At 46.5% G+C, this 25064-nt stretch carries 21 protein-coding genes, 1 tRNA gene and 2 pseudogenes; 13 read left to right on the top strand and 11 right to left on the bottom strand.

Annotated elements, in window-relative coordinates; all coding sequences use genetic code 11:
* Positions 1 to 5: 5 nt before the first annotated feature.
* The 3 genes from BHV83_RS02425 to BHV83_RS02415 form a co-directional block, all read right to left on the bottom strand.
* Positions 6 to 308, bottom strand: coding sequence for a Dabb family protein (locus tag BHV83_RS02425; protein WP_005643234.1), 303 nt, complete (start codon positions 306 to 308; stop codon positions 6 to 8).
* Between the two features lie 40 nt (positions 309 to 348).
* Positions 349 to 1575 carry a phosphoserine phosphatase SerB gene (gene serB / locus BHV83_RS02420; protein ID WP_005637964.1) on the bottom strand — a complete coding sequence of 409 codons (1227 nt, stop codon included), beginning with the start codon at positions 1573 to 1575 and terminating at the stop codon, positions 349 to 351.
* A gap of 238 nt (positions 1576 to 1813) precedes the next feature.
* Positions 1814 to 3190: an aminopeptidase P family protein gene (locus BHV83_RS02415; RefSeq protein WP_005643238.1), complete on the bottom strand. Its 1377-nt coding sequence runs from the start codon at positions 3188 to 3190 to the stop codon at positions 1814 to 1816.
* 195 nt (positions 3191 to 3385) lie between these two features.
* Between BHV83_RS02415 and BHV83_RS02410 the strand changes: the two genes are divergently transcribed.
* Entirely contained in the window at positions 3386 to 3817 is a 432-nt protein-coding gene (locus tag BHV83_RS02410; RefSeq protein WP_122121016.1) for a DUF6078 family protein, read from the top strand.
* 174 nt (positions 3818 to 3991) lie between these two features.
* Here the strand turns inward: BHV83_RS02410 and coaW are convergent, their stop codons facing one another.
* Complete coding sequence (coaW, locus tag BHV83_RS02405; protein ID WP_286756018.1) at positions 3992 to 4834, bottom strand: type II pantothenate kinase; 843 nt, start codon at positions 4832 to 4834, stop codon at positions 3992 to 3994.
* Between the two features lie 96 nt (positions 4835 to 4930).
* On the opposite strand from coaW, the gene BHV83_RS02400 reads away from it, so the two are divergent.
* From BHV83_RS02400 to BHV83_RS02375, 6 genes are read left to right on the top strand one after another with little or no spacing between them, the layout of a single operon-like run.
* Entirely contained in the window at positions 4931 to 5275 is a 345-nt protein-coding gene (locus tag BHV83_RS02400) for a DRTGG domain-containing protein (protein ID WP_005637954.1), read from the top strand.
* Between the two features lie 18 nt (positions 5276 to 5293).
* The gene (locus tag BHV83_RS02395; RefSeq protein ID WP_005643243.1) at positions 5294 to 5719 is read left to right on the top strand and encodes an ATP-binding protein; all 426 of its coding nucleotides are present in this window, start codon (positions 5294 to 5296) and stop codon (positions 5717 to 5719) included.
* A gap of 2 nt (positions 5720 to 5721) precedes the next feature.
* The gene (locus BHV83_RS02390; RefSeq protein WP_005643245.1) at positions 5722 to 7098 is read left to right on the top strand and encodes a [Fe-Fe] hydrogenase large subunit C-terminal domain-containing protein; all 1377 of its coding nucleotides are present in this window, start codon (positions 5722 to 5724) and stop codon (positions 7096 to 7098) included.
* Positions 7085 to 7423, top strand: a complete 339-nt coding sequence (locus BHV83_RS02385; protein ID WP_122205924.1) for a DRTGG domain-containing protein — start codon at positions 7085 to 7087, stop codon at positions 7421 to 7423. The genes BHV83_RS02390 and BHV83_RS02385 overlap by 14 nt, the downstream gene beginning before the upstream one ends.
* Positions 7420 to 8160: a PHP domain-containing protein gene (locus tag BHV83_RS02380; RefSeq protein WP_122205923.1), complete on the top strand. Its 741-nt coding sequence runs from the start codon at positions 7420 to 7422 to the stop codon at positions 8158 to 8160. The genes BHV83_RS02385 and BHV83_RS02380 overlap by 4 nt, the downstream gene beginning before the upstream one ends.
* On the top strand, positions 8157 to 8684 hold the full coding sequence (locus BHV83_RS02375) for an ATP-binding protein (protein ID WP_122205922.1): 528 nt from the start codon (positions 8157 to 8159) through the stop codon (positions 8682 to 8684). Before BHV83_RS02380 ends, BHV83_RS02375 begins: the two co-directional genes overlap by 4 nt.
* A 65-nt stretch (positions 8685 to 8749) precedes the next feature.
* Here BHV83_RS02375 and BHV83_RS02370 read toward each other — a convergent pair whose 3' ends face one another.
* The 4 genes and pseudogenes from BHV83_RS02370 to BHV83_RS02355 form a co-directional block, all read right to left on the bottom strand.
* Positions 8750 to 10144, bottom strand: coding sequence for an MltF family protein (locus tag BHV83_RS02370; RefSeq protein ID WP_122205921.1), 1395 nt, complete (start codon positions 10142 to 10144; stop codon positions 8750 to 8752).
* Between the two features lie 15 nt (positions 10145 to 10159).
* Positions 10160 to 11584, bottom strand: coding sequence for a 23S rRNA (uracil(1939)-C(5))-methyltransferase RlmD (gene rlmD / locus BHV83_RS02365; protein ID WP_122205920.1), 1425 nt, complete (start codon positions 11582 to 11584; stop codon positions 10160 to 10162).
* 78 nt (positions 11585 to 11662) lie between these two features.
* Positions 11663 to 11920, bottom strand: a pseudogene (locus BHV83_RS02360) (winged helix-turn-helix transcriptional regulator); the annotation flags it as partial.
* A 138-nt stretch (positions 11921 to 12058) separates the two neighbouring features.
* A tRNA-Pro gene (locus BHV83_RS02355) sits at positions 12059 to 12133 on the bottom strand.
* Positions 12134 to 12348: 215 nt separating this feature from the next.
* On the opposite strand from BHV83_RS02355, the gene BHV83_RS02350 reads away from it, so the two are divergent.
* Entirely contained in the window at positions 12349 to 12978 is a 630-nt protein-coding gene (locus BHV83_RS02350) for a recombinase family protein (RefSeq protein WP_005637936.1), read from the top strand.
* Positions 12979 to 13152: 174 nt separating this feature from the next.
* Here BHV83_RS02350 and BHV83_RS02345 read toward each other — a convergent pair whose 3' ends face one another.
* Both BHV83_RS02345 and gyrA read right to left on the bottom strand, forming a co-directional pair.
* Positions 13153 to 14379, bottom strand: a complete 1227-nt coding sequence (locus BHV83_RS02345) for a tetratricopeptide repeat protein (RefSeq protein WP_005637933.1) — start codon at positions 14377 to 14379, stop codon at positions 13153 to 13155.
* Positions 14380 to 14420: 41 nt separating this feature from the next.
* Positions 14421 to 17030: a DNA gyrase subunit A gene (gyrA, locus tag BHV83_RS02340; RefSeq protein WP_005637931.1), complete on the bottom strand. Its 2610-nt coding sequence runs from the start codon at positions 17028 to 17030 to the stop codon at positions 14421 to 14423.
* 369 nt (positions 17031 to 17399) lie between these two features.
* Here gyrA and BHV83_RS02335 point away from each other — a divergent pair, with 369 nt between their 5' ends.
* From BHV83_RS02335 to BHV83_RS02325, 3 genes are all read left to right on the top strand, one after another.
* Positions 17400 to 19988 (top strand): ATP-dependent Clp protease ATP-binding subunit, encoded by a 2589-nt coding sequence (locus tag BHV83_RS02335; RefSeq protein WP_195421878.1) that lies wholly within the window; start codon positions 17400 to 17402, stop codon positions 19986 to 19988.
* Positions 19989 to 20100: 112 nt separating this feature from the next.
* Positions 20101 to 21015 carry an ABC transporter substrate-binding protein gene (locus BHV83_RS02330; protein WP_286755993.1) on the top strand — a complete coding sequence of 305 codons (915 nt, stop codon included), beginning with the start codon at positions 20101 to 20103 and terminating at the stop codon, positions 21013 to 21015.
* A gap of 7 nt (positions 21016 to 21022) precedes the next feature.
* Positions 21023 to 22405 carry an ATP-binding cassette domain-containing protein gene (locus BHV83_RS02325; RefSeq protein WP_122300452.1) on the top strand — a complete coding sequence of 461 codons (1383 nt, stop codon included), beginning with the start codon at positions 21023 to 21025 and terminating at the stop codon, positions 22403 to 22405.
* Here BHV83_RS02325 and BHV83_RS02320 read toward each other — a convergent pair.
* Positions 22402 to 22573 (bottom strand): annotated as a pseudogene (locus tag BHV83_RS02320) (ATP-binding protein); the annotation flags it as partial. The gene BHV83_RS02325 and the pseudogene BHV83_RS02320 overlap by 4 nt on opposite strands.
* A gap of 126 nt (positions 22574 to 22699) precedes the next feature.
* Here BHV83_RS02320 and BHV83_RS02315 point away from each other — a divergent pair.
* Together BHV83_RS02315 and BHV83_RS02310 are read left to right on the top strand one after the other, a co-directional pair.
* Positions 22700 to 24841: a Tex family protein gene (locus BHV83_RS02315; RefSeq protein WP_122205939.1), complete on the top strand. Its 2142-nt coding sequence runs from the start codon at positions 22700 to 22702 to the stop codon at positions 24839 to 24841.
* Between the two features lie 5 nt (positions 24842 to 24846).
* The coding region (locus BHV83_RS02310) for a YbaK/EbsC family protein (protein ID WP_286755988.1) at positions 24847 to 25064 on the top strand (218 nt) is incomplete at its 3' end.

The following is a 25064-nucleotide window of genomic DNA, read 5'->3' as shown; positions in this document are numbered from 1 at the left end:
GCTTGTTAATATTCATAATCGACGCAAGCTCTGTCTGCCTTGACGGGACCGATGATGCCCTTGGATACGGCTACATGTTCGGGATGGTTGGCATACGTTCCGACATCCTCAAGTGTATCCAGCTCCGTAGTAAGGATGATATCCCATGTCTCTGCCGGATTCACGTTAAAATCTACGCGGATCATGCGCAAGACGTCGATTTTGTCGATCAATGCTTCTAATCCTGTTTTGATTTCCTGCATTTTAGCCTGCTTGTCGGCCGGAGTTGCAAACTCCTTCAATTTAAACATTACGATGTGTCTGATCATTTTACTATTTATGATTATTTATCTATATAATAAATCAATGTCACATTTTTTCATCCAGATAGGAATCTTTATAGCCCAAGAAATACAGGATACCGTCAAGCCCGATCGTTGAAATGGACTGTTTGGCCGTAGCCTTTACTTTTGGTTTGGCATGGAAAGCGATTCCAAGACCGGCAATACTGATCATCGGCAAGTCGTTGGCTCCGTCTCCGACAGCGACCGTCTGGCGGATATCCACATTCTCGACTTGTGCAATAAGACGGAGCAGTTCCGCTTTGCGTTTCCCGTCCACGATGTCGCCGACATGACGTCCGGTCAGCTTTCCATTTTCCACTTCAAGCTCGTTGGCGTAGACGTAGTCAATGTTGTATTTCTGTTTCAGATAGTTGCCAAAATAAGTAAATCCTCCGGAAAGGATCGCAATCTTGAAGCCTACCTTTTTCAATATACGCATCAGACGGTCTACCCCTTCGGTAATCGGCAGGTTCTCGGCTATTTCCTGCATAACGGAGACATCCAAGCCTTTCAACAAGGCACAACGTTGACGGAAACTTTCGCAGAAGTCAATTTCTCCCCGCATGGCCGCTTCGGTAATGGCTTTCACTTGATCACCGACACCGGCTCGGATAGCCAGTTCGTCGATAACTTCCGTTTCAATCAATGTCGAATCCATATCGAAGCAGATCAGGCGACGCATGCGTCGATACATGCTTTCTTCCTGAAAAGATATATCCATCTCCTGCTCGGCAGAGAGTTTCATGAAATCGGCCTTCATCTGTTCCTTGTCCCTCGGTGTACCGCGCACGGAGAATTCTACACTGGCTTTCGGCGTCCGGGCATTCTCGTCCAAAGGGATACGTCCCGTCAAACGCTTGATGTCGTCGATGTTCATGTCCTGGTCGGCAACAATGCGTGTAACACCTGCGATTTGTCGGGCAGTCAGTTTCCGGCCCAGAATCGTTATTATATACCGGTTCTTGCCTTGCATGGAAACCCATTGGTTATAAGCTTCCTCGGTGATCGGGTTGAAACGGATATTTACATCAAGCTCATAACTTTTGAAGAGTAACTCTTTCAGAATATCCCCCGAATTGCCTTCGCTACTTTGAAATAAGATGCCTAAAGAGAGGTTGTTGTGGATATCAGCTTGACCGATGTCCAGGATAACCGCGTTGTTCTTGGCCAGTATCTCGGTAAGGGCGGCGGTCACCCCCGGACGATCCGTACCATTTATGTTTATCAGTATTATTTCGTCTTTTTGTCCCATACGATTGTAATTGTGAGGCGAAGGAACGAATAATTATTTTAAGTAAAAAGTGTTTTCTTAAAATAATACCGTTTTATCAGAGATATGGAACAATCGTCCCTCATGCCTTCGGTGCGCTTGTCCTGATCCTGCACGAATAGGCAGATCAAGGGATAAAAGTTGTAAAAAATCAGGCAGAAATGACGAGGATGTATCCCGTTAATACAACAGGGGCACTCTCGTCATTTCTGTTTTGTTTTTATTTTCTTATCGCTTCGACCTCTTCAGCACGGACGGGGATCTTTTTACCTAACAGGCGGGCGCCGTTTTCGGTGATCAAATAGTCCTCTTCGTTGCGGATACCGCTGAAATCTTTATATGTGAACAGCTTGTCGTAATTGATAAATTCGGTGAACTTGTTCTGGCTTCTCCAGAGATCCATCAGTTCGGGGATAAAGTAAACGCCCGGCTCGATAGTCAGGACAAAGCCCGGTTCCAACTTACGTCCGAGGCGGAGAGACTTGCGTCCGAACTCCGTGCTCTTCGGTTGGCCGTCATATCCGACGTAGACTTCGCCTAAGTTTTCCATATCGTGAACGTCCAGTCCCATCATGTGTCCCAGGCCACAAGGCATGAACATGGCATGAGCACCGGCTTTGACCGCTTCCATCGGATCGCCTTTCACGAAGCCCAACTCTTTCAGGCCTTCCATGATCACTTTGCAGGACAATTCATATACATCGACAAACGGGATGCCCGGACGCAAAGCTGCAACAGCCGCTTCGTGGGCAGCCACCTGGATATCATAGATCTCACGTTGGCGAGTTGTAAACTTGGCATCGGCAGGAATCGTTGACGACATATCGCCGGCATATCCCATCTCCGTTTCGGCGCCGGCATCGAGCAGAAGCATGTCGCCACTCTTGATCAAATTGCTATGATCATGGTTGTGCAACGTCTGCCCGTTGATCGTCGCGATGATCGGGAAAGAGAGTTCGTAATTGTTGGCATAAGCAACTTCGGCAACGGCGGCGGCCACTTCGCTTTCGCGGATGCCCGGACGAACGGTGCGCATGGCGGCCAGATGCATGTCGGCTGTCACGATACAAGCCTTTTCTATTTCGGCAATTTCTTCTTCGCTCTTATAGTTACGCTGGTTGACAACGCCCATAATAAAAGGTACGGAAGGTTTTTCGGCTCCCGGAACGACGCCTAACCACTGGAACAGCTTGATCTGGTGTTCGGCGCGGTAAGTCGGCAGGTAATGAATCGGTTGGCCTTTCTGCTGCGCATTCTTCAGATAGGTTTCGATTTCCTTGAACGGACGTACTTCGGTGATACCGGCTGCTTCGCTCTTTTCCTTCAGCGTCGGCTGTGTTCCCATCCAGACGATTGCGTCGATCGTCAGTTCGTCGCCGAAAATGATCTCACGGTTGTTGTCTATGTCGATGATGGCGGACAGCCCGGCGTAGGGAAGCCCGAAGAAATACAGAAAAGTGGAATCCTGGCGGAAATGGTATGTGTTATCGGCATAGTTCATGCCTGACTCATCGTTACCCAAAAATAACAGCAGGCCGGAACCTATCGTCTGTTTTAATTTAGCCCTGCGGGCGATATAAGTTTCTTTTGCGAACATGATATTATAAATTTAATTTAATGCAACCAAAGGTAAGCATAAATTGGAATCCTAACCTATTCGTATCCTATTATTTTTGTCGTTACTCGTATCTTTTTGTCAGCCTTTGGAAAGTTTCACCGATTTCCGCCTGCCGGCTTGCGGCGGGAACGAATTATCGTACCTTTGCTATGTAATCATTAAAATACAAGAACTATGATGAAAGACACATCTTATTCTAAAATTCCTTCTAATTACGGTTTATGTGCGGCAGACTGTCCTCGCGGCGACACTTGTCTCAGGCGGATCGCATACGACCGTATTCCGGCAAATGTTGTTTTTCCTCCGACATTGCATCTGAAAGCGATAGAAGCGATGGCGGGGAAGTGCAAGTATTACCGTTCCAACGAGAAAGTGCGTTATGCCAAAGGGTTCCTGTGTACGGCCGGAGCCTTGGCGGTCAGTGTGTCGGGTACGTTCAGGTGTCGTCTGATCGGTAGTTGGGGAGTCAGGAGATATTATCAGAAGCGGAAAGGAGAAACGTTGCTGTCACCGGCCGAGCAGCAGCAGGTGGTTGCGCTTGCCAGGAAGTTAGGCGTGCGGTTGGACGAATACTTTGACGGATATGTGGAGGAATACGACTGGTGACCGGGCATCTGCTGTCTTTTACATGCCCAGGTAAAAGACGTTACATGCCGACGTAAATGCTTTTACATGCCGATGTAAATCCTTTTACATGGGAACGTAAATGCTTTTACATCGGCATGTAAATGACATGTAAATGCAATGAGCTGACAGTTAACTGATAATCTTTTTACCGCTTTATTTGATCGGATGAATCGGTGCCCCGTCCATATAGGTGAGGGCGGCGCCTATGGCTGTCCTGTATTCCGAATATTTGGGGATTAGGAAACGGACGCCATACATTTCTTCCAGCTTAGGGAAGATATCCTTGCACTGGGGCAGTTGCGTCAGGTTGCCGATCAGGACGAAATCGCGGATCGGGCTGTTGAGAGCCGACAGGATGGCAGCCTGGCCGATCGATTGCAAGACCATGTGGATAATCCCGGAAGCAATGTCTTCGGGAGAGGCGTTGCCGTCCGCCTTTCCGAAGTTGGAGGCGGTGGCGTCCAGCGGTAGGTCGGGCAGGGGCCTGTTGCAGATGTCCTGTATCTGGAGGTCGATATTCGTCAGGGTCCCTTTCCGGGCCATTTCAGCGATCAGATGGATGTCCTGCGTTTTCAGGAGCAGGCGGGAGAGTCCGAGCAAGGTTCCGCCTCCGATGCCGATGCCGCCGATATGCTGGATATGCGGCCCTTCAACCTTTACGAAAGAAGTTCCCGTCCCCATACTTACGACAATCAGATTTTCCAGCGAAGCGGCATATTTGGCTCCGAGGCCGTTGGCTAGGAATTCATCGGTCTTGGCTGTCGGCAAGCCGTATAGCGGCTGGTCGATGAAAGCGCTTCCGACACCCGTCAGCATCACCATCTCGATCTCCGGCAAGGTGATCCCGTTGTCATAGATATACTTGCCGAAAGCTCCGAAGAGCGAGGTGACCGGATCGGTCGCCTTGACGAACATCGGCGACTGGATGCTCTTGTTTTCCACTCCGATAATCTTGGTTGTGCTTCCACCTACGTCAATACCTATTACTACGCCCATATTTTCATGATTTAGTTATAACTTTCCGTATCTTTTCGCTTGCAAAGTTATAACTATTTCTTACATTGTCCCGGCAAATATAACCTTTATATAATAATGAAGATACGGCAGATAATGGCACTTACCGGCGCGACAGTCGTGTGTGGTAACGGCCGGGAAGACCATGAAGTGCAGTGCGCCTTCGCCAGCGACCTGATGAGCGATGTCCTGACATTGGATTGCAACGGCGTGCTCCTCGTCACGGGTCTGTGCAACATGCAGACGATCCGGACGGCAGAGATGGCGGATGTTTCCTGCATCCTGTTCGTCAGGGGAAAGAAAGCGACTCCCGATATTTTACAACTGGCGGCAGAAAACGAGATGATCCTGATGGAAACGGATCACTCGATGTACCATACAGTCGGTGAACTTTATTGTAACGGCCTTCCGCCGATCTATTAAACAAAAGGAGGTGAAGATATGCAATTCAGATTTGAACTGGAAGGAGGCAACTTCTCAAAAGCCGGCTATGCTTCGAGCCAGATAAAGAAGGTGTTGAAGCAACTGTCCGTCGATCCGCGCATCATCAAGCGGGTGGTCGTCGCTCTTTATGAAGCCGAGGTCAACGTCGTGGCGCACGCCTGGCGGGGGACGGTTCTGGCCGATATCGAAGCCGACAGGATCAGCCTCCTGTTGCAAGACGAAGGTCCCGGCATTCCCGATATCGGACAGGCCATGCAGGAAGGTTTCTCCACCGCATCGGCAGCCGTCCGCGAGATGGGGTTCGGTGCAGGCATGGGGTTGCCCAATATGAAGAAGAATGTAGATGAATTAACGATCGAGAGCAAAGTCGGAGAGGGCACGGTTGTCCGTATGCTGACCTATTTCTCCGCAAACGACAGATAGCCATGGAAGAGACAAAGTTTTACCACGCATTGAAAATAGACAATGACCGTTGTGTCGGCTGTACCCACTGCATGACGAAGTGCCCGACCGGTGCGATCCGCATCCGCGAGGGGAAAGCCTCCATCCGTAAAGGTTGGTGTGTGGACTGCGGCGAATGTCTGAAAGCCTGCCCGACGGAAGCCATCTATGTGGAGCAGGACGACTTCCAGAAGATCTTCGACTACAAGGCCCGTGTCGTGCTGGTCCCGACGGTCTTTATCGGGCAGTTCTCCAAATATACGACGGAGGAAGAGATTTTCAGTGCGCTGTACGAACTGGGGTTCACGCATGTGTTCCAGGTCGAGTTTACGGCAGACATGATCCATCGCGAGATGCTCAGGCAGATGGAGCTGGCGGAGGATAAACCTGTCATCAGTTCGTTTTGCCCGGCTATCGTCCGGCTGATACAGGTGCGCTTCCCGGCCCTGGTCGATAATATCTTGTTGGTGAAGCCGCCGGTCAATGCGACAGCCACTTACTATCATAAGGTATTGGAAGAAGACGGTTTCTCGTCCGAAGAGATCGGTATTTTTTATGTGACGCCCTGTGCGGCGAAGATCGCCTCCCTGAAAGGTGCGGAGGGATATTCGTCCACGATCAAAGGCGTGATCAATATGGATACCCTATATAATAAGGTATATCATATCCTGAAAAACCGCCCGAAGAACTACACGCCCGAATGCGTCCTTCCGCCCTCCCTGACCAAGAAGGAGATGCGTTGGAGCCAGACGGGAGGCGAAGCCAAACATTTCTCCGGCCGCTGCCTGGCGATCGACGAGATACATAATGTCATCGAGTTTCTGGAACGGATGGAATCGACCACCGAAGTCCGCAATGTGGACTTCCTCGAATTGCGTGCCTGCGACCGGAGTTGTGCCGGTGGCGTGCTGGCAGTCGCCAACCGTTTCCTGACAGCCGAGCGGGTGATGAAGCGTTCGATGAAACGCGACAAAGCCCCGCTGATCTATTCCGACCGGTTGGAGGCGTTGTCCTATCTGAAACAACACATCACCATTCGTCCGCTTCAACCCAACCCGAAGTTGCGATACGAAGGAAATATAGAAGAAGTCCTGAAAAAGATGGAGCAGGTGCGCAAGTTGATGTGCTACCTGCCCGGCATCGATTGCGGGGCCTGTGGTTCGCCCAACTGCCAGGCGTTGGCGGAAGACATCGTTCGCCACGAAGCGCAGTTCAGCGATTGCGTCTTCATGCAGCGTAATATGGAGAAGCATGGGAAGCTGGACAAGGAACATGCTTTCCGCCTGATCGAAAAGACCTGGGGGAAAGACCGGTTGAATAAAGATTGTTATAAGAAAGGAGCCAAATATGAAGGTCAGTGATTTAGTGAAAGAATTGAACTTAACCGTTTTTTGCGGAGAGGCAGGACTGGACGCGGAGATTTCCGGCGGCTACACCAGCGACCTGTTGAGTGACGTAATGGGACATATAGACGAAGGAATGTTGTGGGTCACGATGCAGACACACCAGAACATCGTGGCGGTCGCCACCCTGAAAGATGCGGCTGCCGTCCTGATCGTGAACGGGGCTTCGCCGGACGAGGAGACGCTTGAGAAAGGAAAAGAGGAAGACGTGCCTTTGCTCGGAACGCCGCTTTCCGCATTCGAAGTAACGGGAAAAATATACAGCCTTTTGCTACAGGAATGAAAGAGTTCCGGGTAGATTTGCACCTGCACACCTGTCTTTCGCCTTGCGGAAGCCTGGAGATGAGCCCACAGCGGATTGTGGAAACGGCCCTCGAACGGGGATTGGATGCCATTGCTGTGACGGATCATAACAGCACGCTGCAATGTCCCGAAATCCAGGCTTTAGGGGAGGAGCGGGGACTCATGGTCTTTGCCGGTGCGGAGGTGACGACACGCGAAGAGGCGCACTGTGTGGCACTTTTTGCAGATGACCGGGCCCGTGCCGCTTTCCAGATGTGTCTGGATGACCATCTGCCGCCTGTCCCGAACGATCCTGAACGTTTCGGCGACCAGGTCTGGGTGAACGCCCGGAACGAGATCGTGGGGGAAGCCCCTTATCTGCTTATCTCGGCCCTCGACCGGAGTGTGGAACAGATTGCCGCAGTGGTGCATCGTCTGGGCGGGTTGTTCATTGCGGCCCATGTCGAACGTCCTTCGTTCAGCCTGATCAGTCAGTTGGGGTTTATAGATCCTTCGTTGCCGCTGGATGCGATCGAGTTCAAGGATGCTGCCCGCTATGAAAGGCTGTTGGCGGCACATGCTTATTTGAAGCATTACACGGTCTACAGCGCCTCTGATGCGCATGATCCCGGACAGATCGGCACGAAATATTCCCTGTTAAGAGCCGACCTGCTTGATTTTGAACATTTAGCAATGGCTTTCCGGAAGGAAAACGGTCATACGATTGTAACAGCATGAATAATCTATCTTTCCATATCACCGATATCACCGCAAACAGTATCCGGGCAAATGCTTCGGAGATAGGGCTGTCCGTAGAAGAGCAGGATGCCCGCATCGTCATCCGCATCACGGACAACGGCTCAGGGATGGATGCGGAAACCGCCCGGCGTGTCACGAACCCGTTCTACACCACCCGCACGACTCGCAAAGTCGGACTCGGCCTTCCCTTCCTGATCCAGAATGCGGAGCAAACCGGCGGCAGTGTCACTCTGACATCCGAGCCGGGAAAGGGAACGGATGTGAGGGCTGTCTTTCATTCGGATCATATCGATTGCCCGCCTTGGGGAGATCTTCCGGGTACAGTCGCCTTGTTGATCACCGGCAATCCGAAAATAAACGTTTGCTTTGAATACCGTTCGGGAGAAACCGGATATTCAATCAGCACGAATGAAATAAAAGAGATTCTGGATGGCGTCCCACTGAGCCATCCGAAGGTGATGTTGCTTATTAAGGAGATGATAAAAGAAAATATCCGGTCTTGAAAATAAGATGGTCCGATTGGTTCCAAGCAATAGGGTACCATTGGTTATAAGCAATACGCACCTCTTTATTTCTTTCCTGTTTTATGAAGATAATAGTTGTAACGCTCCATCACCTCGCGCACATAATTGAAGGTTTCCGAACCACGCAGGTAGCCGTGTTTGCAGACCGGATCATTGTAGTACTCCGGATCGTTCTTCATCCGGATATATTCGGCCACATTATCATCCCAGACGTATGGGTCTTTGCCGTATTTCTCTGCCAGTCGTTGGGCATCGTAGATATGCCCGATCCCGGCATTGTAAGCCGCTAAGGTGAACTTGATCTTTTCGACCGGATCCGTTATTTTTCCAAATCCCTGACGGAAACGGCGCAGGCAATCCACACCCGTACGGATTCCCGTGTCCGGATTTTTCAGTTCGTGAGGCGTTACCCCTAAAGCCTTTGCCGTGTTCGGCATGATTCCCATCAGCCCTTCTGCGCCGGCCCATGAGACGACGTTCGGATTGAAACGGGATTCCTGGTAGCCGATAGAAGCAAGTAGCTGCCAGTCCCAGCCGATGTTTTTGGCATGTTTGCGGAACAGCTCGTCGTAGGGCGATACATGTCCGTTTTTGACTTCCGGCAGTTCGGTCGTGACGGGTTGTTTGCTCAGTTCGAAATAGCGTTTCGTCAAAGCCTTGTAGACATGCGTTCCCGCCTTGTCAGATGCCCACGCGTCGATGGCCTTAGCCAGTTCGGGGCTGCTTTTGCGTACGACCCATGAGGAGCGTTGCATAAAACTGATCTTCAGTGAAACGTTCAGGTTCCAGAAATAAGTTTTGTTCAGGCGGGCTATATTCTCGTCGCTTACGGTGTAAGGGATTTCTCCTTGCGAAACCATGCCGATCAGATCCTCCGTTGTCACTGTGTCGGCATCCGCTTCATGAATCCGGATACCGCCTCCTAATTCGACATCGAGGTTCTTCAGCCGTTCGAAATATTTGGTTCCCGGCTTTACATAGACATCTTTTCCGAGCAGCTCCGTCACGTCGGTGATCACCTTGTCGCCTTTGTTGGCACGTTGGATCAGCACCTGGCAATCTTGCTCTTCCCGTCCGCAATAGATGAGTTTCTCTTTCGTGCGGTTGCTGATCTGGATCGGGTAGGCGACGACATCGGCTTCTCCCGCTTCCAACATTTCGATCAGTTTGGCAGGACTTTCGGCAACTTTAATATTCAGTTTAAGACCTTCCGAACGGGCGAAATCCTTGATCAGTTCGTATTCGTAGCCCATCGGCTGCATCTTATACTGAAAATAGGAAGTCGAGCTATATAGCGTGACGGCTGTTATTTCGCCTTGCGCTTTCAGTTGAGGCAGGTCGATTGTCACATCATCATCCTCCTGTCCTTGTTCCTGTCTCGCACGATTACAACCGGACAACAACAAAGCAAGTGAAAACAGGAGGATGATCTTGTTCATTATTTTCTTAAGCTTTTAATTCTTAACTTTTAATTTCTCCAGGAGGACGACATTTTCTACATGATGCGTATGTGGAAACATATCTACCGGCTGTACCTTTTTAACGGCATATTTCACCGAAAGCAGGCTTAGGTCGCGTGCCTGTGTCGCGGGGTTACAGCTCACGTAAACGATACGTTCCGGTTCCGCAAAAAGAATCGTGTTGATCACATCGTCATGCATACCGGCACGAGGCGGGTCTGTGATAATAACATCCGGACGGCCGTGTTGGTTGATGAAATCCTGTGTCAGGATATCCTTCATGTCGCCGGCGTAGAACAGTGTATTCTCGATCTTATTCAGCGAGGAGTTCACTTTGGCATCTTCGATCGCTTCGGGCACATATTCGATACCGATCACTTTCTTTGCCTGGCGGGAGACGAAGTTGGCGATCGTGCCGGTTCCGGTGTACAGGTCATAAACCATCTCGTTTCCGGTCAGTCCGGCAAACTCGCGGGCAACTTTATAGAGTTCGTAAGCCTGTTCACTGTTGGTCTGGTAGAACGATTTCGGCCCTACTTTGAACTGAAGTCCTTCCATCTCCTCGATGATATGGTCTTTTCCGCGGAACACAAGAACGTCCTGGTCGGTAATCGTATCATTGCATTTTTCGTTGATGACGTACATCAGTGAAGTGATCTCCGGGAACTGTTCAGCCACATAGGAGAGAAGCGCTTCGCGGCGTTCCACATCTTCATAGAAAAATACCAGCACTACCATCAGATCGCCTGTTGAAGCCGTACGGATCATTAATGTACGCACAAATCCTTCCTGATTGCGAAGGTCAAAGAACGGATAGCCTTCGTGTGTCAGGCAGTATTCTTTGACCGCCAGACGGATGCGGTTTGAAATATCGTTCTGTAGCCAACATGTATGGATATCGAGCACCTTGTCGAACATTCCCGGAATATGAAAGCCTACAGCATCCATGCAATCAAACTTGGCTCCGGTTTTCACTTCCTCTTCCGTCAGCCATTTCTTGTTGGAGAATGTAAATTCAAGTTTGTTACGATAGAAAGTCGTATGTTTGGAACCCTTGATCGGGAGTATTTCTTCCATTTCGATCTTACCGATCCGGGTCAGGTTGTCGATCACCTGCTTGTGTTTGTAGCGAATCTGTTCCTCATAGGGCAGATGTTGCCATTTACAGCCGCCGCATACGCCGAAATGTTCACAGAACGGAATGGCACGCTGGGAGGAATATTCATGGAAAAGTACAGCTTTTCCCTCCGCATAACTATGTTTCTTACGTGTCAATTGTATGTCTATGACATCTCCGGGCGCAACAAAAGGTACGAATACGACCATGTCATTAACGCGTGCGATAGCCTTTCCTTCTGCAGCTACATCTGTTATTGTTACCTTTTCTAATAAAGGCAACTGCTTCTTATTTCTTGCCAAGATGATTAATTTTTAATTTATGGCGCAAAGATAGAGATAAAAATATATCGTAAAATACTTCTGTGTAAAAGATTTTGACTATCCGCATGGTTGTCCGGCCTTTTCCCGGCTGTCGAAAATACCTGTCATATGCTCCAATGCCCAACCGACAAGACTCTCGATATGTGGTATCAGCGTTTTGCCGGTTTCCGTAAGTTGGTATTCGACACGGGGCGGAACTTCAGCATAGACTGTTCTTGAAACAAGTCCGTCGGCTTCCAGTGTGCGAAGCGTGACGGTCAGCATACGTTGTGAGATGTCGGAAATTGTTTTTTGAATGTCACTAAAACGAAGAGATCAGAAGACTTCTTCCGGAGCTTCACGTCTTGCCCGATAAGAGTATATGAGAAAGATTCAAAAGTCATAACGAGTTGATACAATATATGTATCAACTCGTTATGACTTTGATCAGCTAATTACGACCTCTTATTTATGTCGGGGTACCAGGATTCGAACCTGGGACCCCCTGCTCCCAAAGCAGGTGCGCTAACCGGACTGCGCTACACCCCGTTTTGCAATTTCTTTTATTTTTGATTGCGATGCAAAGGTAGGTATTTTTTTTTAACTACCAAATATTTCATTGTTTTTTTTATTTACGTACATTCGCATCAGTTTAGGAGATCATTACAACATGTATACCCCCTTTATCAACTTTTAGAATGAACATATTGCAAACCAATCTGTTATATATCAAATGATAAAACAAAATTTAAATAATAAAAAATATGACAATCGCTTATATACGTACATATTCAAATAAACAACAAACAGAGAGCCAGAAAAACGCAATCGAACAATTTGCAAAAGCAAAAAAAATTGAGATTGACAAATGGTTGAAAGATGCTAAAAATTCTTCCAAAGAGAAAAACCGACTCGAAGACGTAATAAAAAATTTACAAGAAGGCGATATTCTTATCGTCGCCGATGTCACTCGACTCAGCAGGAAACTAATGGAGATAATGCATTTGATTTTGTTGTGTATTGAAAAGAAAGTGGCACTTTACTGTATCAAGGAAGGTTATTCATTTGAAGATAACGTGAACAGCAAGACGTTGGCATTTACATTTGGGCTTGTTTCTGAGATTGAAAGCAAACTTATTTCTGCCCGTACGAAAGAAGCATTGACAGCCAGTAAAAACAAAGGAACAAAATTAGGACGTCCTTTGGGAAGCCCCAAAACCGAATTTCTCCTTTCCCAGAAAAGCCAGATCGAAAGAGAATTGAAAGAAGAAAATGCAACATATGCCGAATTAGCCGATTATTATAAGGTTTCTTTAAGCGGTTTCAAGCGCTTCATTCGGGAAAATATACCGAACTTACCTTCAAGAAGGAAAAAGAAAAACGATACCGAATAAATATAAAAAGCGGGATTTTTAGATATACTTAAAGATAATTACGATTATGTTTAATAAGATTGTTGAATTTCTTTTTTGCGCAGACATAATAAAAACCCCGAAAGTTTTTTGTCTAACTTTCGGGGTTCATTATATGACATATTTTCTTTTATCAAATAAATCTTATCCGATCTATTATTTATTCATTTCTGCTTCAATAGCTTCTAATTCCGGCCCCATGTTCAGATTGTAATAGATACCTCTCAAAGCGATCATGTTGTCCATTTTTTCAGGTTCAGCTTCATGAGCTTTTTTATAATAAGGAAGAGCTTTTTTGAACAAATCTTTTGCCATGCTTAATTCCTCCTGGTATTTCTTACTATCATTAATCATATTGGCTTCGCTTAATTTGTTCACTCCTTGATTGTAATAGATACGACCAATGTTAGAAAGCGCATCTGTCAAATTCGGATCTTTTTCTAAAGCAATCTGGAAATTCTTTTCAGCATTGGCATAATCTTTTAATCCGGTTTCATAAACACGTCCCATTACATTGTAAAGGTTTGCATCATTTGGATTTTTCTGGATTGCAACATTCAACATTTCCAATGCTTTTTCATTTCTATTGGAATAGATGTATGTATTGATCAAGTTATTCAAGAAGAATGCCGAATCTGGAAAAACCTGCATGCCTTCTTCGAATGTTTTTTCCAACATAACAGAATCCTGAGCAGTTCTTGCCTCTCCGTATTCGTAGCAAAGATACTGATAAACATCATATTGACGATAAGGAGTATTTTTAGCACGTTCCAAAGCGGCAATAGCCAATCTGGAATCTTTAGCTAAAGAAGCTGCTGCTGCTGCATAGAACTGAACTGTCATGAATGTAGAGTCTTTTTCCGCAGTCTGAGTCCCTGCGAACATTGGCAGTTCGGATATTTCTACATATTGGTTGAAGAAATCGTATGCTTTTTTATACTCTTGTTTATCGAAATAATATGCACCACCATTGAACAGATATACATGGTTTGCGCTCAAGATACTTTTGATATCTTTTGTGTATTTAGGTTTCACTTTACCTTTTTCATTAGGCAACTGATCCAGTTCGTAGGCTTTCTGGAAATAAGGTAAAATACCATACAAAGCTTCGTACATAACCGGCTCGTTGGGTTGCTGTCCCAGAATTTGTTTAGCTCTTTCAGCATTGAACTGCTGATCTTCGATAAAACCTGCTACATACCAAGTTTTAGCATCGTCTTTAGTTTCCGGATTTTCCAACGCTCCTTTGATCAAGGTTCTGGCTTCTCCGAAATCTGCGTTACTTCCTTTCGCAATACTCTGTGCCTCGTTCACAACTTTTTTCTGTGCGAAAGAGGCAGATGCTGCAACACATAGTGCAACTGTCAATAATACTCGTTTCATTTGTGATAGTGATTTGAGATTAATATTTCTATTTGTTTAAATTATTCCTCAGTTGTTCCTTCTGTATCGTCCGCATTTTCATTGCTTTCGACATCATCAGAAACATCTTCGAAATCGGTATTCTCTATTGGATGTTCATGAATTGCCGCATCTTCTAAAGCTTCACGCTGTGCTTTTTCTTCAGCGATCTCTTCTTCGGTCTGTGACAGCACTTTGCATACAGAGGCGATTTCGTCATTACGTTTTCCTAAATTAATCAGGCGTACCCCTTGTGTTGCACGTCCGATGACATTCAGATCGGATACCTTCATACGGATTGTGATACCGGATTTATTAATGATCATAATATCGTTTTCCTCCGTAACATTCTTGATGGCAACCAGTTTACCGGTCTTTTCCGTAATGTTGATGGTTTTGACACCCTTACCTCCGCGATTCGTAATACGATAATCTTCGATATTAGAACGTTTGCCGTAACCTTGTTCGGACACAACCAGTACAGTTTCTTTTTCTTTGTCCTTAATGCAAACCATTCCTACAACTTCGTCGTTAGAATCGTCATCAAGTGTCATACCTCTTACACCGGATGCTGTACGGCCCATAACGCGCACTGCATTTTCATGGAAACGGATAGCACGTCCGTTACGGTTTGCAATCAGAACTTCATTATTGCCATTTGTCATACAAACTTCGATCAGACCGTCGTCTTCACGTAATGTGATGGCATTTACACCATTCTGACGAGGACGAGAATATGCTTCCAGTAATGTCTTCTTGATCACACCTTTCTTTGTACAGAACAATAGATAGTGCGAATTAATAAACTCAGTGTCTGTCGTCAGCTTCTTTACGCGAATGAAAGCGTTGACCTTGTCATCCGGTTCGATGTTCAACAAGTTCTGGATCGCTCTACCCTTTGAGTTCTTCGCTCCTTCCGGAATTTCGAACACTTTCAACCAATAACATTTTCCTTTTGCCGTAAAGATCAGCAAGGTAGCATGCATGGAAGCCGGATAGATATATTCTACAAAATCTTCGTCACGCGTTTCAGAACCTTTGGCCCCTACTCCGCCGCGTCCCTGAGCACGGAATTCACTAAGCGGCGTACGCTTGATGTATCCCATGTGGGAGATGGTAATGATCATCTCATCATCTGCATAGAAGTCTTCAGGATTGAGTTCTTCGGAGGCATAAACGATATCTGTTTTACGTTCATCTCCGTACTTGTCCTTGATTTCCTGCAACTCGTCTTTGATGACTTTCATACAAAGATCGTCATTTTCTAGAATTTCCTTCAAATATGCGATTAATTTTTCGATTTCTTCATACTCTGCACGAAGTTTATCCTGTTCCAGGCCAGTTAACTGGCGAAGTCTCATTTCTACAATGGCACGAGACTGTATATCCGACAGGGAGAAACGTTCCATCAAACGTTCGATAGCTTCAGCAGGGCTTTTAGATGATTTGATGATTGCAATGACTTCATCAATATTATCGGAAGCAATAATCAGACCTTCTAAGATATGAGCACGTTCTTCGGCTTTCTTCAAATCGTATTTCGTACGGCGAATCACGACTTCATGTCTATGGTCGACAAACGCTTTGATCAAATCTTTCAGATTGAGCAGTTTGGGACGCCCATTCACCAGCGCGATATTATTGACGCTGAAGGAAGACTGCAATGCCGTCATCTTATATAGCTTGTTGAGCACAACACTCGAATTTGCATCCCTTTTTACATCCACGACGATTCTCATGCCTTGGCGGTCCGACTCGTCATTTACATTCGATATGCCGTCTATGCGCTTTTCATTCACTAAATCGGCAATATACTTGATCAGTTCGGCTTTATTTACACCATAAGGGATTTCCGAAATGATAATCTTCTCATGATTATTTTCCGTCTCGATTTCTGCTTTACCGCGTAAAACAATACGTCCCTTACCTGTTTCAAAGGCGTCTTTTACGCCAGCATATCCGTAGATAGTCGCACCTGTCGGGAAATCAGGAGCTTTGATATATTGCATCAAATCAGCTACTTCCATTTCTCCACGAGTATCAATGTAGGCCATACAGCCGTCCAGCACCTCGCTAAGGTTATGTGTTGGCATATTTGTCGCCATACCAACGGCGATACCAGATGCTCCATTTACCAGCAAATTCGGGATACGAGTCGGCAATACGGTCGGCTCTTTCAGTGTATCGTCGAAATTCAGCTGGAAATCAACCGTATCTTTGTCGATATCGCGAAGCATTTCTTCGGCAAGTTTACTTAATCTTGCTTCTGTATAACGCATGGCAGCAGGACTGTCACCGTCCACCGAGCCAAAGTTTCCTTGTCCATCCACCAACGTATAGCGCATAGACCATGTCTGTGCCATACGAACCATTGCGAAATAAACAGACGAGTCACCATGTGGATGGTATTTACCTAAAACTTCACCAACAATTCTCGCAGATTTTTTATAAGGTTTGTCGGATGTATTACCCAATTCATTCATTCCAAACAAAATACGACGATGAACCGGTTTAAAACCATCCCTAACATCCGGAAGGGCACGCGAAACAATGACAGACATTGAATAGTCAATGTATGCCGATTTCATTTCCTCCTCGATGTTAATCTTAATAATTCTGTCTTGATCAACCATTTAGTCTTATATTAATTACACTCAATATCTCACCTTTCAAAAAGTGCACTAAGGTAAGGCTTTTCCGTGTATCACGAAAGCTTTTGACTCGAAATTTTAGAATTTACTTGTCAAAAGGCATTCGGTTTCAAACCATCAAAATGAAACTGCCACCCTATGAAAATGGGATTAGTAGTACATGTATTTGGAATTACACTTACGGGTAATATTTTTTAATGTTTCTTTATAACAAGATAAAGCTGTTTTTTGTAATATATGACAAGCCTGCCTTCAATACTTTATTTTCTTTTAAGGAATAATGGCATGGATTTTGTTAGATATATGACGAGAGTTTATTACATTTGCACTATCATAGTACATTATTATAATATGAAAAATAACTATTCAAAGAGATTAATGGACGTTATTGAATATAGCCGTGAAGAAGCAGCTAGGCTTCAGAACAGTTATATTGGACCGGAACACTTAATGCTTGGAATTATCCGCGACGGCGAAGGGAAAGCCGTGCAGGCCCTGCGCGAACTAAATGTCGACGAATGGGATATCAAAAGAAAGATCGAACAGGAAATTAAAAATACAATCGATGCCGAAGATGCTGTCCAGCATGATATCGCTATTAGTAAAACAACCGAGCGCGTACTGCGTATGAGTATGCTTGAATCGCGCTTGTTCAAGAAAAAAGAAACCGGAACGGAACATTTGCTTCTGGCCATTTTGAAAGAAGAGTTTAATGTTGCGGCAAAGGTGCTGAACGAAGCGGGCATAACGTATCGCAGTATATATAATTACCTGATAAGCGGCACAGGTTTGAAGCACATGGATGATTTTATTGGAAAAGAAGATGCCGAACATTTTGAAGGAATCAGTGATGGCTACACCGATGATGATGAAGACGATGACGATGATTACTCTTCCCGCCGGGAGTCTCCCCGCTCCTCTTCCGGAGCCGGCTCTGCACAACCCAAATCACCAAACGACACGCCTGTATTGGACAACTTCGGTACAGATATGACGCGTGCGGCCGCTGAAAATCGTCTCGATCCGATTGTCGGACGTGAGAAGGAGATCGAACGCTTAGCTCAGATATTGAGCCGTCGCAAAAAGAACAATCCTGTCTTGATCGGTGAGCCAGGTGTCGGCAAATCGGCAATTGTGGAAGGTTTGGCACTGCGTATCATCCAGCGCAAAGTTTCCCGCGTTTTGTTCGACAAACGTGTGATCAGCTTGGATATGGCATCTATCGTGGCTGGAACCAAATATCGCGGTCAGTTTGAAGAACGTATCAAGGCGATTCTGAACGAACTGTCGAAGAACCCGAATATCATCCTGTTTATCGATGAGATCCATACGATCGTCGGTGCAGGTTCAGCTTCAGGTTCAATGGATGCCGCCAATATGCTGAAGCCGGCTCTGGCCCGTGGTGAGATACAATGTATCGGTGCTACGACATTAGATGAATACCGTAAAAATATCGAGAAAGATGGAGCTTTGGAACGTCGTTTCCAAAAAGTGATCGTCGATCCGACAACAGCGGAAGAAACTTTGCAGATCCTGCAAAATATCAAGGCCCGCTACGAAGAACATCACAATGTGATCTATACGCCCGAAGCCCTGCAAGCTTGTGTAAAACTGACAGAACGTTATATCAGTGACCGCAACTTCCCGGACAAAGCAATTGATGCGTTGGATGAAGCCGGTTCTCGCGTACATATATCTAACATAACGGTTCCGAAAAGCATTGAAGAACTGGAAGCCAAGATCGAGGCAACCAAAACAGAGAAGCTTGCTGCCGTTAAGTCACAAAACTTTGAATTGGCTGCCAGCTTCCGTGACAAGGAACGTCAGTACCTCTTACAGTTGGAAGCAGCCAAAGCCAAATGGGAGCAAGAATTGCAGGAGCATCGCGAAACGGTGGATGAAGATAAGGTGGCTGAAGTTGTAGCCATGATGTCAGGTGTCCCTGTCCAGCGTATCGCAAAAGCTGAAAACCTGAAATTACTCGAAATGGCGGAGAACCTAAAGAAGAAAGTAGTCGGCCAGGATGATGCCGTTCAGAAGATCGTAAAAGCAATTCAGCGCAACCGCGTTGGCTTAAAGGATCCGAACAAGCCGATCGGAACATTCATGTTCTTAGGGCCGACAGGTGTCGGTAAGACTCATCTGGCCAAAAAGTTGGCGGAATATCTGTTTGACTCGGCCGACGCTTTGGTCCGTATCGATATGAGCGAGTATCTCGAAAAGTTTGCGGTGTCCCGCCTGATCGGTGCGCCTCCGGGATATGTAGGTTATGAAGAGGGCGGTCAGTTGACCGAGAAGGTCCGCCGTAAGCCCTACTCTGTTGTCTTGTTGGATGAGATCGAGAAAGCGCATCCGGACGTGTTCAACCTGCTGCTGCAAGTCCTGGACGAAGGTCGTCTGACTGACAGTCTTGGCAGACGGATCGACTTTAAGAATACAATTCTGATCATGACGTCTAATATCGGTACACGCCAGTTGAAAGACTTCGGCCGTGGTGTCGGTTTCAGTTCGCAGGCTGCTGGCGAGCCAGATAAGGACTTCTCCCGCAGCGTTATCCAGAAAGCACTGAACAAGGCATTCGCTCCGGAGTTTTTGAACCGTGTGGACGACATCATTATGTTCGATCAATTGGATAAGGAAGCGATCCATAAGATCATTGATATCGAATTGCAAGGTCTTTACAAACGCGTGGCTGGTCTTGGTTATTCTCTGGAACTGACAGACGCCGCCAAAGATTTTGTTGCCACCAAAGGTTATGACATTCAGTTCGGTGCACGTCCGCTGAAGCGTGCCATCCAGAAATATCTGGAAGACGAAATGGCAGAAATGATTATCCGAGCGTCTGTCGGAGAAGGTGATACGATTGTTGTCGACTTCGACAAGGACAAACAGGAGATTGTTACGAATATAAAGAAAAGCGAGTCTGCTGCCGAAGCTTGATTTTCAAAAATGTGATAGGAGTGCCGCTGTGGTTTTTGCCACAACGGCATTTTTTATGTGATTTGCCATAAATCGAGACTTTTTTCTTAAGTTTGCCTAAACTTTTTATGCTATGACATTCTTCAGATGCCTTTGCTTGCTATTTATTTTATGCTGTTGCAATAGTAAACCGAAAACAGATGCGGGAATGATACGTGTATCAGTTCTGCGTGGTCCTTCCGCCATTGCCTTTGCACACTGGATGAAAGACACGCCCGTTATCGACGGCAAGCCGCTTTCCGTTCGGATAATCGATTCTCCTGACTTGATGCAAGCTACTCTGATAAAAGGTGAAGCTGATATAGCTGTTTTGCCGATGATCAGTGCTGTCAACTTGTATAATAAAGGCATTCGATATCATTTGGCAGGTTGTCCGATATGGGGTACCCTCTATTTGGTAGGTAGAAGCGACAAAGGTATATCCGGTGAGAACAAATCGGTTTTACATATTTTCGGAGCAGGAACGACACCTGACATTCTTACCCGTCATTATCTCCGGCAACATAAACTTAATTACACGTTGAATTATTCACTCACTACCGCACATGAAATCATGCAGGGACTGTTGGCCGGGAAAGTCGATTATGCCGTTTTAGGAGAACCGTTCTTGAGTATTGCGTTGCGGAAAGACAGCACGTTGCAAATATTGGCAGACCTAAACAAGCCTGATTCTGCCTCTTTAGGATTTGCCCAGACAGCCATACTCTATGTGCCTACCTTGAAAAAAAGTAAAGAAACGATGGACAGTCTTTTAAATGCTTCTTGCCGTTTTGCCGTAGAGCAGCCGGAACAGGCTATTTGTATATTGGAAAAGGAAAACATTTTTACATTTGGCATGTTGACGCCCGAAAGTATCGAACGTTGTAAGATTGACTATAAAACAGTCTCCGAAGCTCAAGAAAATATACTTCACTTCCTGCAACTGATTGAGCAATATGAACCTAAAGCATTGGGAGGAAAAATGCCCGATGAGCAATTCTATAAATAATCCGAAAATGAAGAAAAGCATCTTTACGATCCTGTCGATTACAATCCTCATATTGGCCTGGCAACTATTGACCATGCTGGTCCGTTTGCCGGATTTGGTTCCGTCCATACCTCACCTATTTAGCACGCTCGTTGCACTTTTCGCATCCGGTTCGTTCTATCAATCAGTCATGGCGACAGTGTTGCGCGGAACCATCGGGATGTCTATATCGTTAATGGCGGCTATGGGAGTTTCTCTCTTGTTCTACAAATGCGAGTGGATTTATGAACTATTTCGTCCGTTACTGGCCATCATGCGTTCCATTCCGGTCATTTCATTTATACTCTTGGCTTTGATTTTCCTGAATGCGGAAAGTATTCCTTTGATAATCGCTTTTCTGACCATGTTCCCACTCCTTACGGAAAACCTGACGAAAGGAATACGAGGACAGAGGAAAGAGTTTTCGATAATGGCTCGTCAATTTAGGATCGGACGCTGGAACAAGCTGACACAGGTGGTCTATCCGCAACTGAAGCCATTCCTATACAGCGGTCTTGCATCTGCTTCGGGTTTTGGTTGGCGTGCTATCATTATGGGAGAGGTACTGGCGCAATGTTCGCCCGGTATAGGCGGGGAAATGAAACAAGCACAAGTTTTTATAGCCGTTCCCGAATTGATCGCATGGACGATTATAGCAATTCTGATCAGTTATCTTTTTGATAGAGGAATCAGCTGGTTGGCGAAGCAACGATTCCCTATACATTACAACAAGCATTGCAGTAAACAACCTGTGCCAAAAGGAAATTGCGATATACGGATTCGTGATATTTCATATCGGTATGGTTCGGATACGGTCCTGTCCCACTTCAGCTATACTTTCGAAAAAGGATTCATATATGGCATAACAGCTCCGTCGGGAACCGGCAAAACGACCTTGTTGAACCTGATAGGAAACATTTTAAAACCCGCACAAGGGGAAATCGAAACAGATTTTAAAACCGGAATAGCTTATGTATTCCAGGAACCCGAATTACTCAGCCAGTTGACAATTGCCGAAAATATCGCCTTACCCTTGGCTGCCTATCTGAAAAAAGAAATTGCTTTCGAACAGGCGATTTCAATATTGCAAAAGATGGAGTTGGACGGCTTTGAGAACCGTTTTCCGAATGAACTGAGTTTCGGGCAGCAACAACGAGCAGCGATAGCACGTGCCTTGACTTACCCTTCTCCACTCCTGCTCATGGACGAGCCTTTTAAAGGTTTAGACGAGGCTTTAAGCCGCCGTATTATCAAGCGTATCCGTGAACGGCAAACAGAGAACGGGCAGACGATTCTCTTCACTTCCCATAATCCCGGAGAACTGCGTTTGTTTGCAGATAAGACAGTTCGTTTGGATCCAACCAGCCATTAAGAGACTTTTACCGGTGAGCAAGGGATGGTAAACCAAAAAGTAGAACCCCTTGCCTTCTTCCGATTCCACTCCTATTTCCCCTTTCAAGATAGAAATGATTGTCTTGCAGATGGAAAGTCCGAGACCTGTTCCCTGTTTGAACATATCCAACTTGACAAAGCGGTCGAATTTAGGTTGACAAAATTCTTGAATTTAAACGTGAATTGCAAATGTTTAGATAAAGAACTCGCCGGCTGGAGCAAAATAAATACCAAACAATTATCTTTGCGATTCAAATATAAAGAAACAACCCATATGGTAACATCATTTCATGCGCTGATTTCCCGTATCCTGAACATTCCTGCCGGACAGGTGGAACGAACCATCGGGCTATTGGGAGAAGGAGCGACAATCCCTTTCATCAGCCGGTACCGCAAAGAGGTGACCGGAGGACTGGATGAAGTTCAGATCGGCAATATCAAAGATCAGTTGGACAAGTTGACCGAACTGAAGAAGAGAAAAGAAAGTATCTTATCCTCCATAGAAGAACAAGGCAAACTGACTCCCGAACTGAAAAAGAGGATCGAGGATTCGTGGGATAGTACCGAAATAGAAGATCTTTATCTGCCTTACAAGCCCAAACGGATCACCAAAGCGGAAATTGCCCGTAAGAAAGGACTCGAACCTCTTGCCAGAATCGTGATGATGCAAAACGAAAGAGACTTGCCAGCCCGCGTGGCAGCCTTTATCAAAGGGGAAGTGAAGAACGCTGAAGAAGCGTTGCAAGGGGCACGCGACATCATCGCTGAATGGGTGAATGAGAACGAAGAGGCCCGCAATGTCGTCCGGAATTCTTTCTCACACACGGCAGTCATCACGTCCAAAGTCATCAAAGGAAAAGAGGAAGAGGGTGCTAAATACCTCGATTATTTCGAATTCAGTGAGACTCTGAACCGTATAAGTTCACATCGTCTGTTGGCCCTGCGCCGAGGTGAAACGGAAGGTATCCTGCGTGTAAGCATTTCTCCCGACACGACGGGCTGCCTGGACCGGTTGAAACGCCGTTTCGTGAAGGGACGGGGCGAAACATCCGACCAAGTATCGATAGCTGTAGACGATTCTTTCAAGCGCCTGCTGAAACCTTCCATCGAAACCGAATTTGCTAATTTGAGCAAGGCAAAAGCCGACGAAGAAGCGATCCGTGTATTTACCGAAAACCTGCGCCAGTTGTTGTTGGCTCCGCCATTGGGACAAAAACGTGTGTTGGGTGTCGATCCCGGTTATCGTACTGGTTGTAAACTGGTTTGCCTCGACGCGCAGGGGGCATTGTTACATAATGAAGCGATCTATCCTCACCCGCCCCAGAACGAAAAAAGCAAAGCGGCTGCCAAAGTGGCACAACTGGTCGCCACATACGCCATCGACGCCATCGCTATCGGGAACGGGACAGCAAGCCGCGAGACGGAACAGTTCATTACCAATATCCGCTATGATCGCAAAGTACAAGTGTTCGTGGTCAGCGAGAACGGAGCATCCATCTATTCCGCATCCAAGATAGCCCGCGACGAGTTTCCCGAATATGACGTGACGGTCCGTGGCGCCGTCAGTATCGGCCGTCGCTTGATGGACCCGCTTGCCGAGTTGGTCAAGATTGATCCGAAAAGCATCGGTGTCGGGCAATACCAGCATGATGTCGAGCAGGGTGCCCTGAAAAAGAGCCTCGACCAGACGGTGGAAAGCTGTGTAAACTTAGTCGGCGTGAATGTTAATACGGCAAGCAAGCACCTATTGACCTATATTTCCGGATTGGGCCCGACGTTAGCACAAAACATCGTCGACTACCGAACCGAACACGGACCTTTCCAGTCTCGTCGCGAACTCCTGAAAGTACCCCGCATGGGAGAAAAGGCTTTTGAACAAAGTGCTGGTTTCCTTCGTATCCAAGATGGTAAGAACCCATTGGACAACTCGGCCGTCCATCCGGAAAGTTATCCGATCGTCGAACTGATGGCAAAGGACTTGAAATGTACTGTCACCGAACTGATCAGCAATAAAGAACTGAAGAAAAAGCTCGACTTGAAGAAATACGTCACGGACAAAGTCGGAATGCCGACTTTGTTGGATATTATGGAAGAACTGGATAAGCCGGGACGCGATCCTCGCCAGACCATCCAAGTATTTTCTTTCGATCCAACGGTGAAGACGATCGAAGACCTGAAAGAAGGGCAAGTGCTGCCGGGTATCGTCACCAACATCACGAATTTCGGCTGTTTTGTCGATGTCGGCATCAAGGAGAATGGGCTGGTTCATATTTCCGAATTGGCAGACCGTTTTATCAGTGATCCGACACAAGTCGTCTCGATCCATCAACATGTGAAAGTAAAAGTGTTAAGCGTCGACCTCGTTCGCAAACGGGTTCAGCTTTCTATGAAAGGAATAGAAGAAACAGTTTCTTAATAGCGATGAAAATTAACAAAACAAACGTAGCACGCCTGCTGGATAAAGCCAAAGTGGCTTACCAGCTGGTTCCTTATGAAGTAGATGAAAACGATCTGAGCGCGACACACGTTGCCGACCAGTTAGGCGAGAATGTCGCGCAGGTATTCAAGACGCTTGTCCTCCACGGCGACAAAAGCGGCTACTTCGTCTGTGTCATTCCCGGCGCCGACGAGGTCGATCT

Source organism: Parabacteroides sp. merdae-related_45_40, from assembly GCF_001915675.1.
This window is presented reverse-complemented; position numbering and strand designations above follow the sequence as displayed.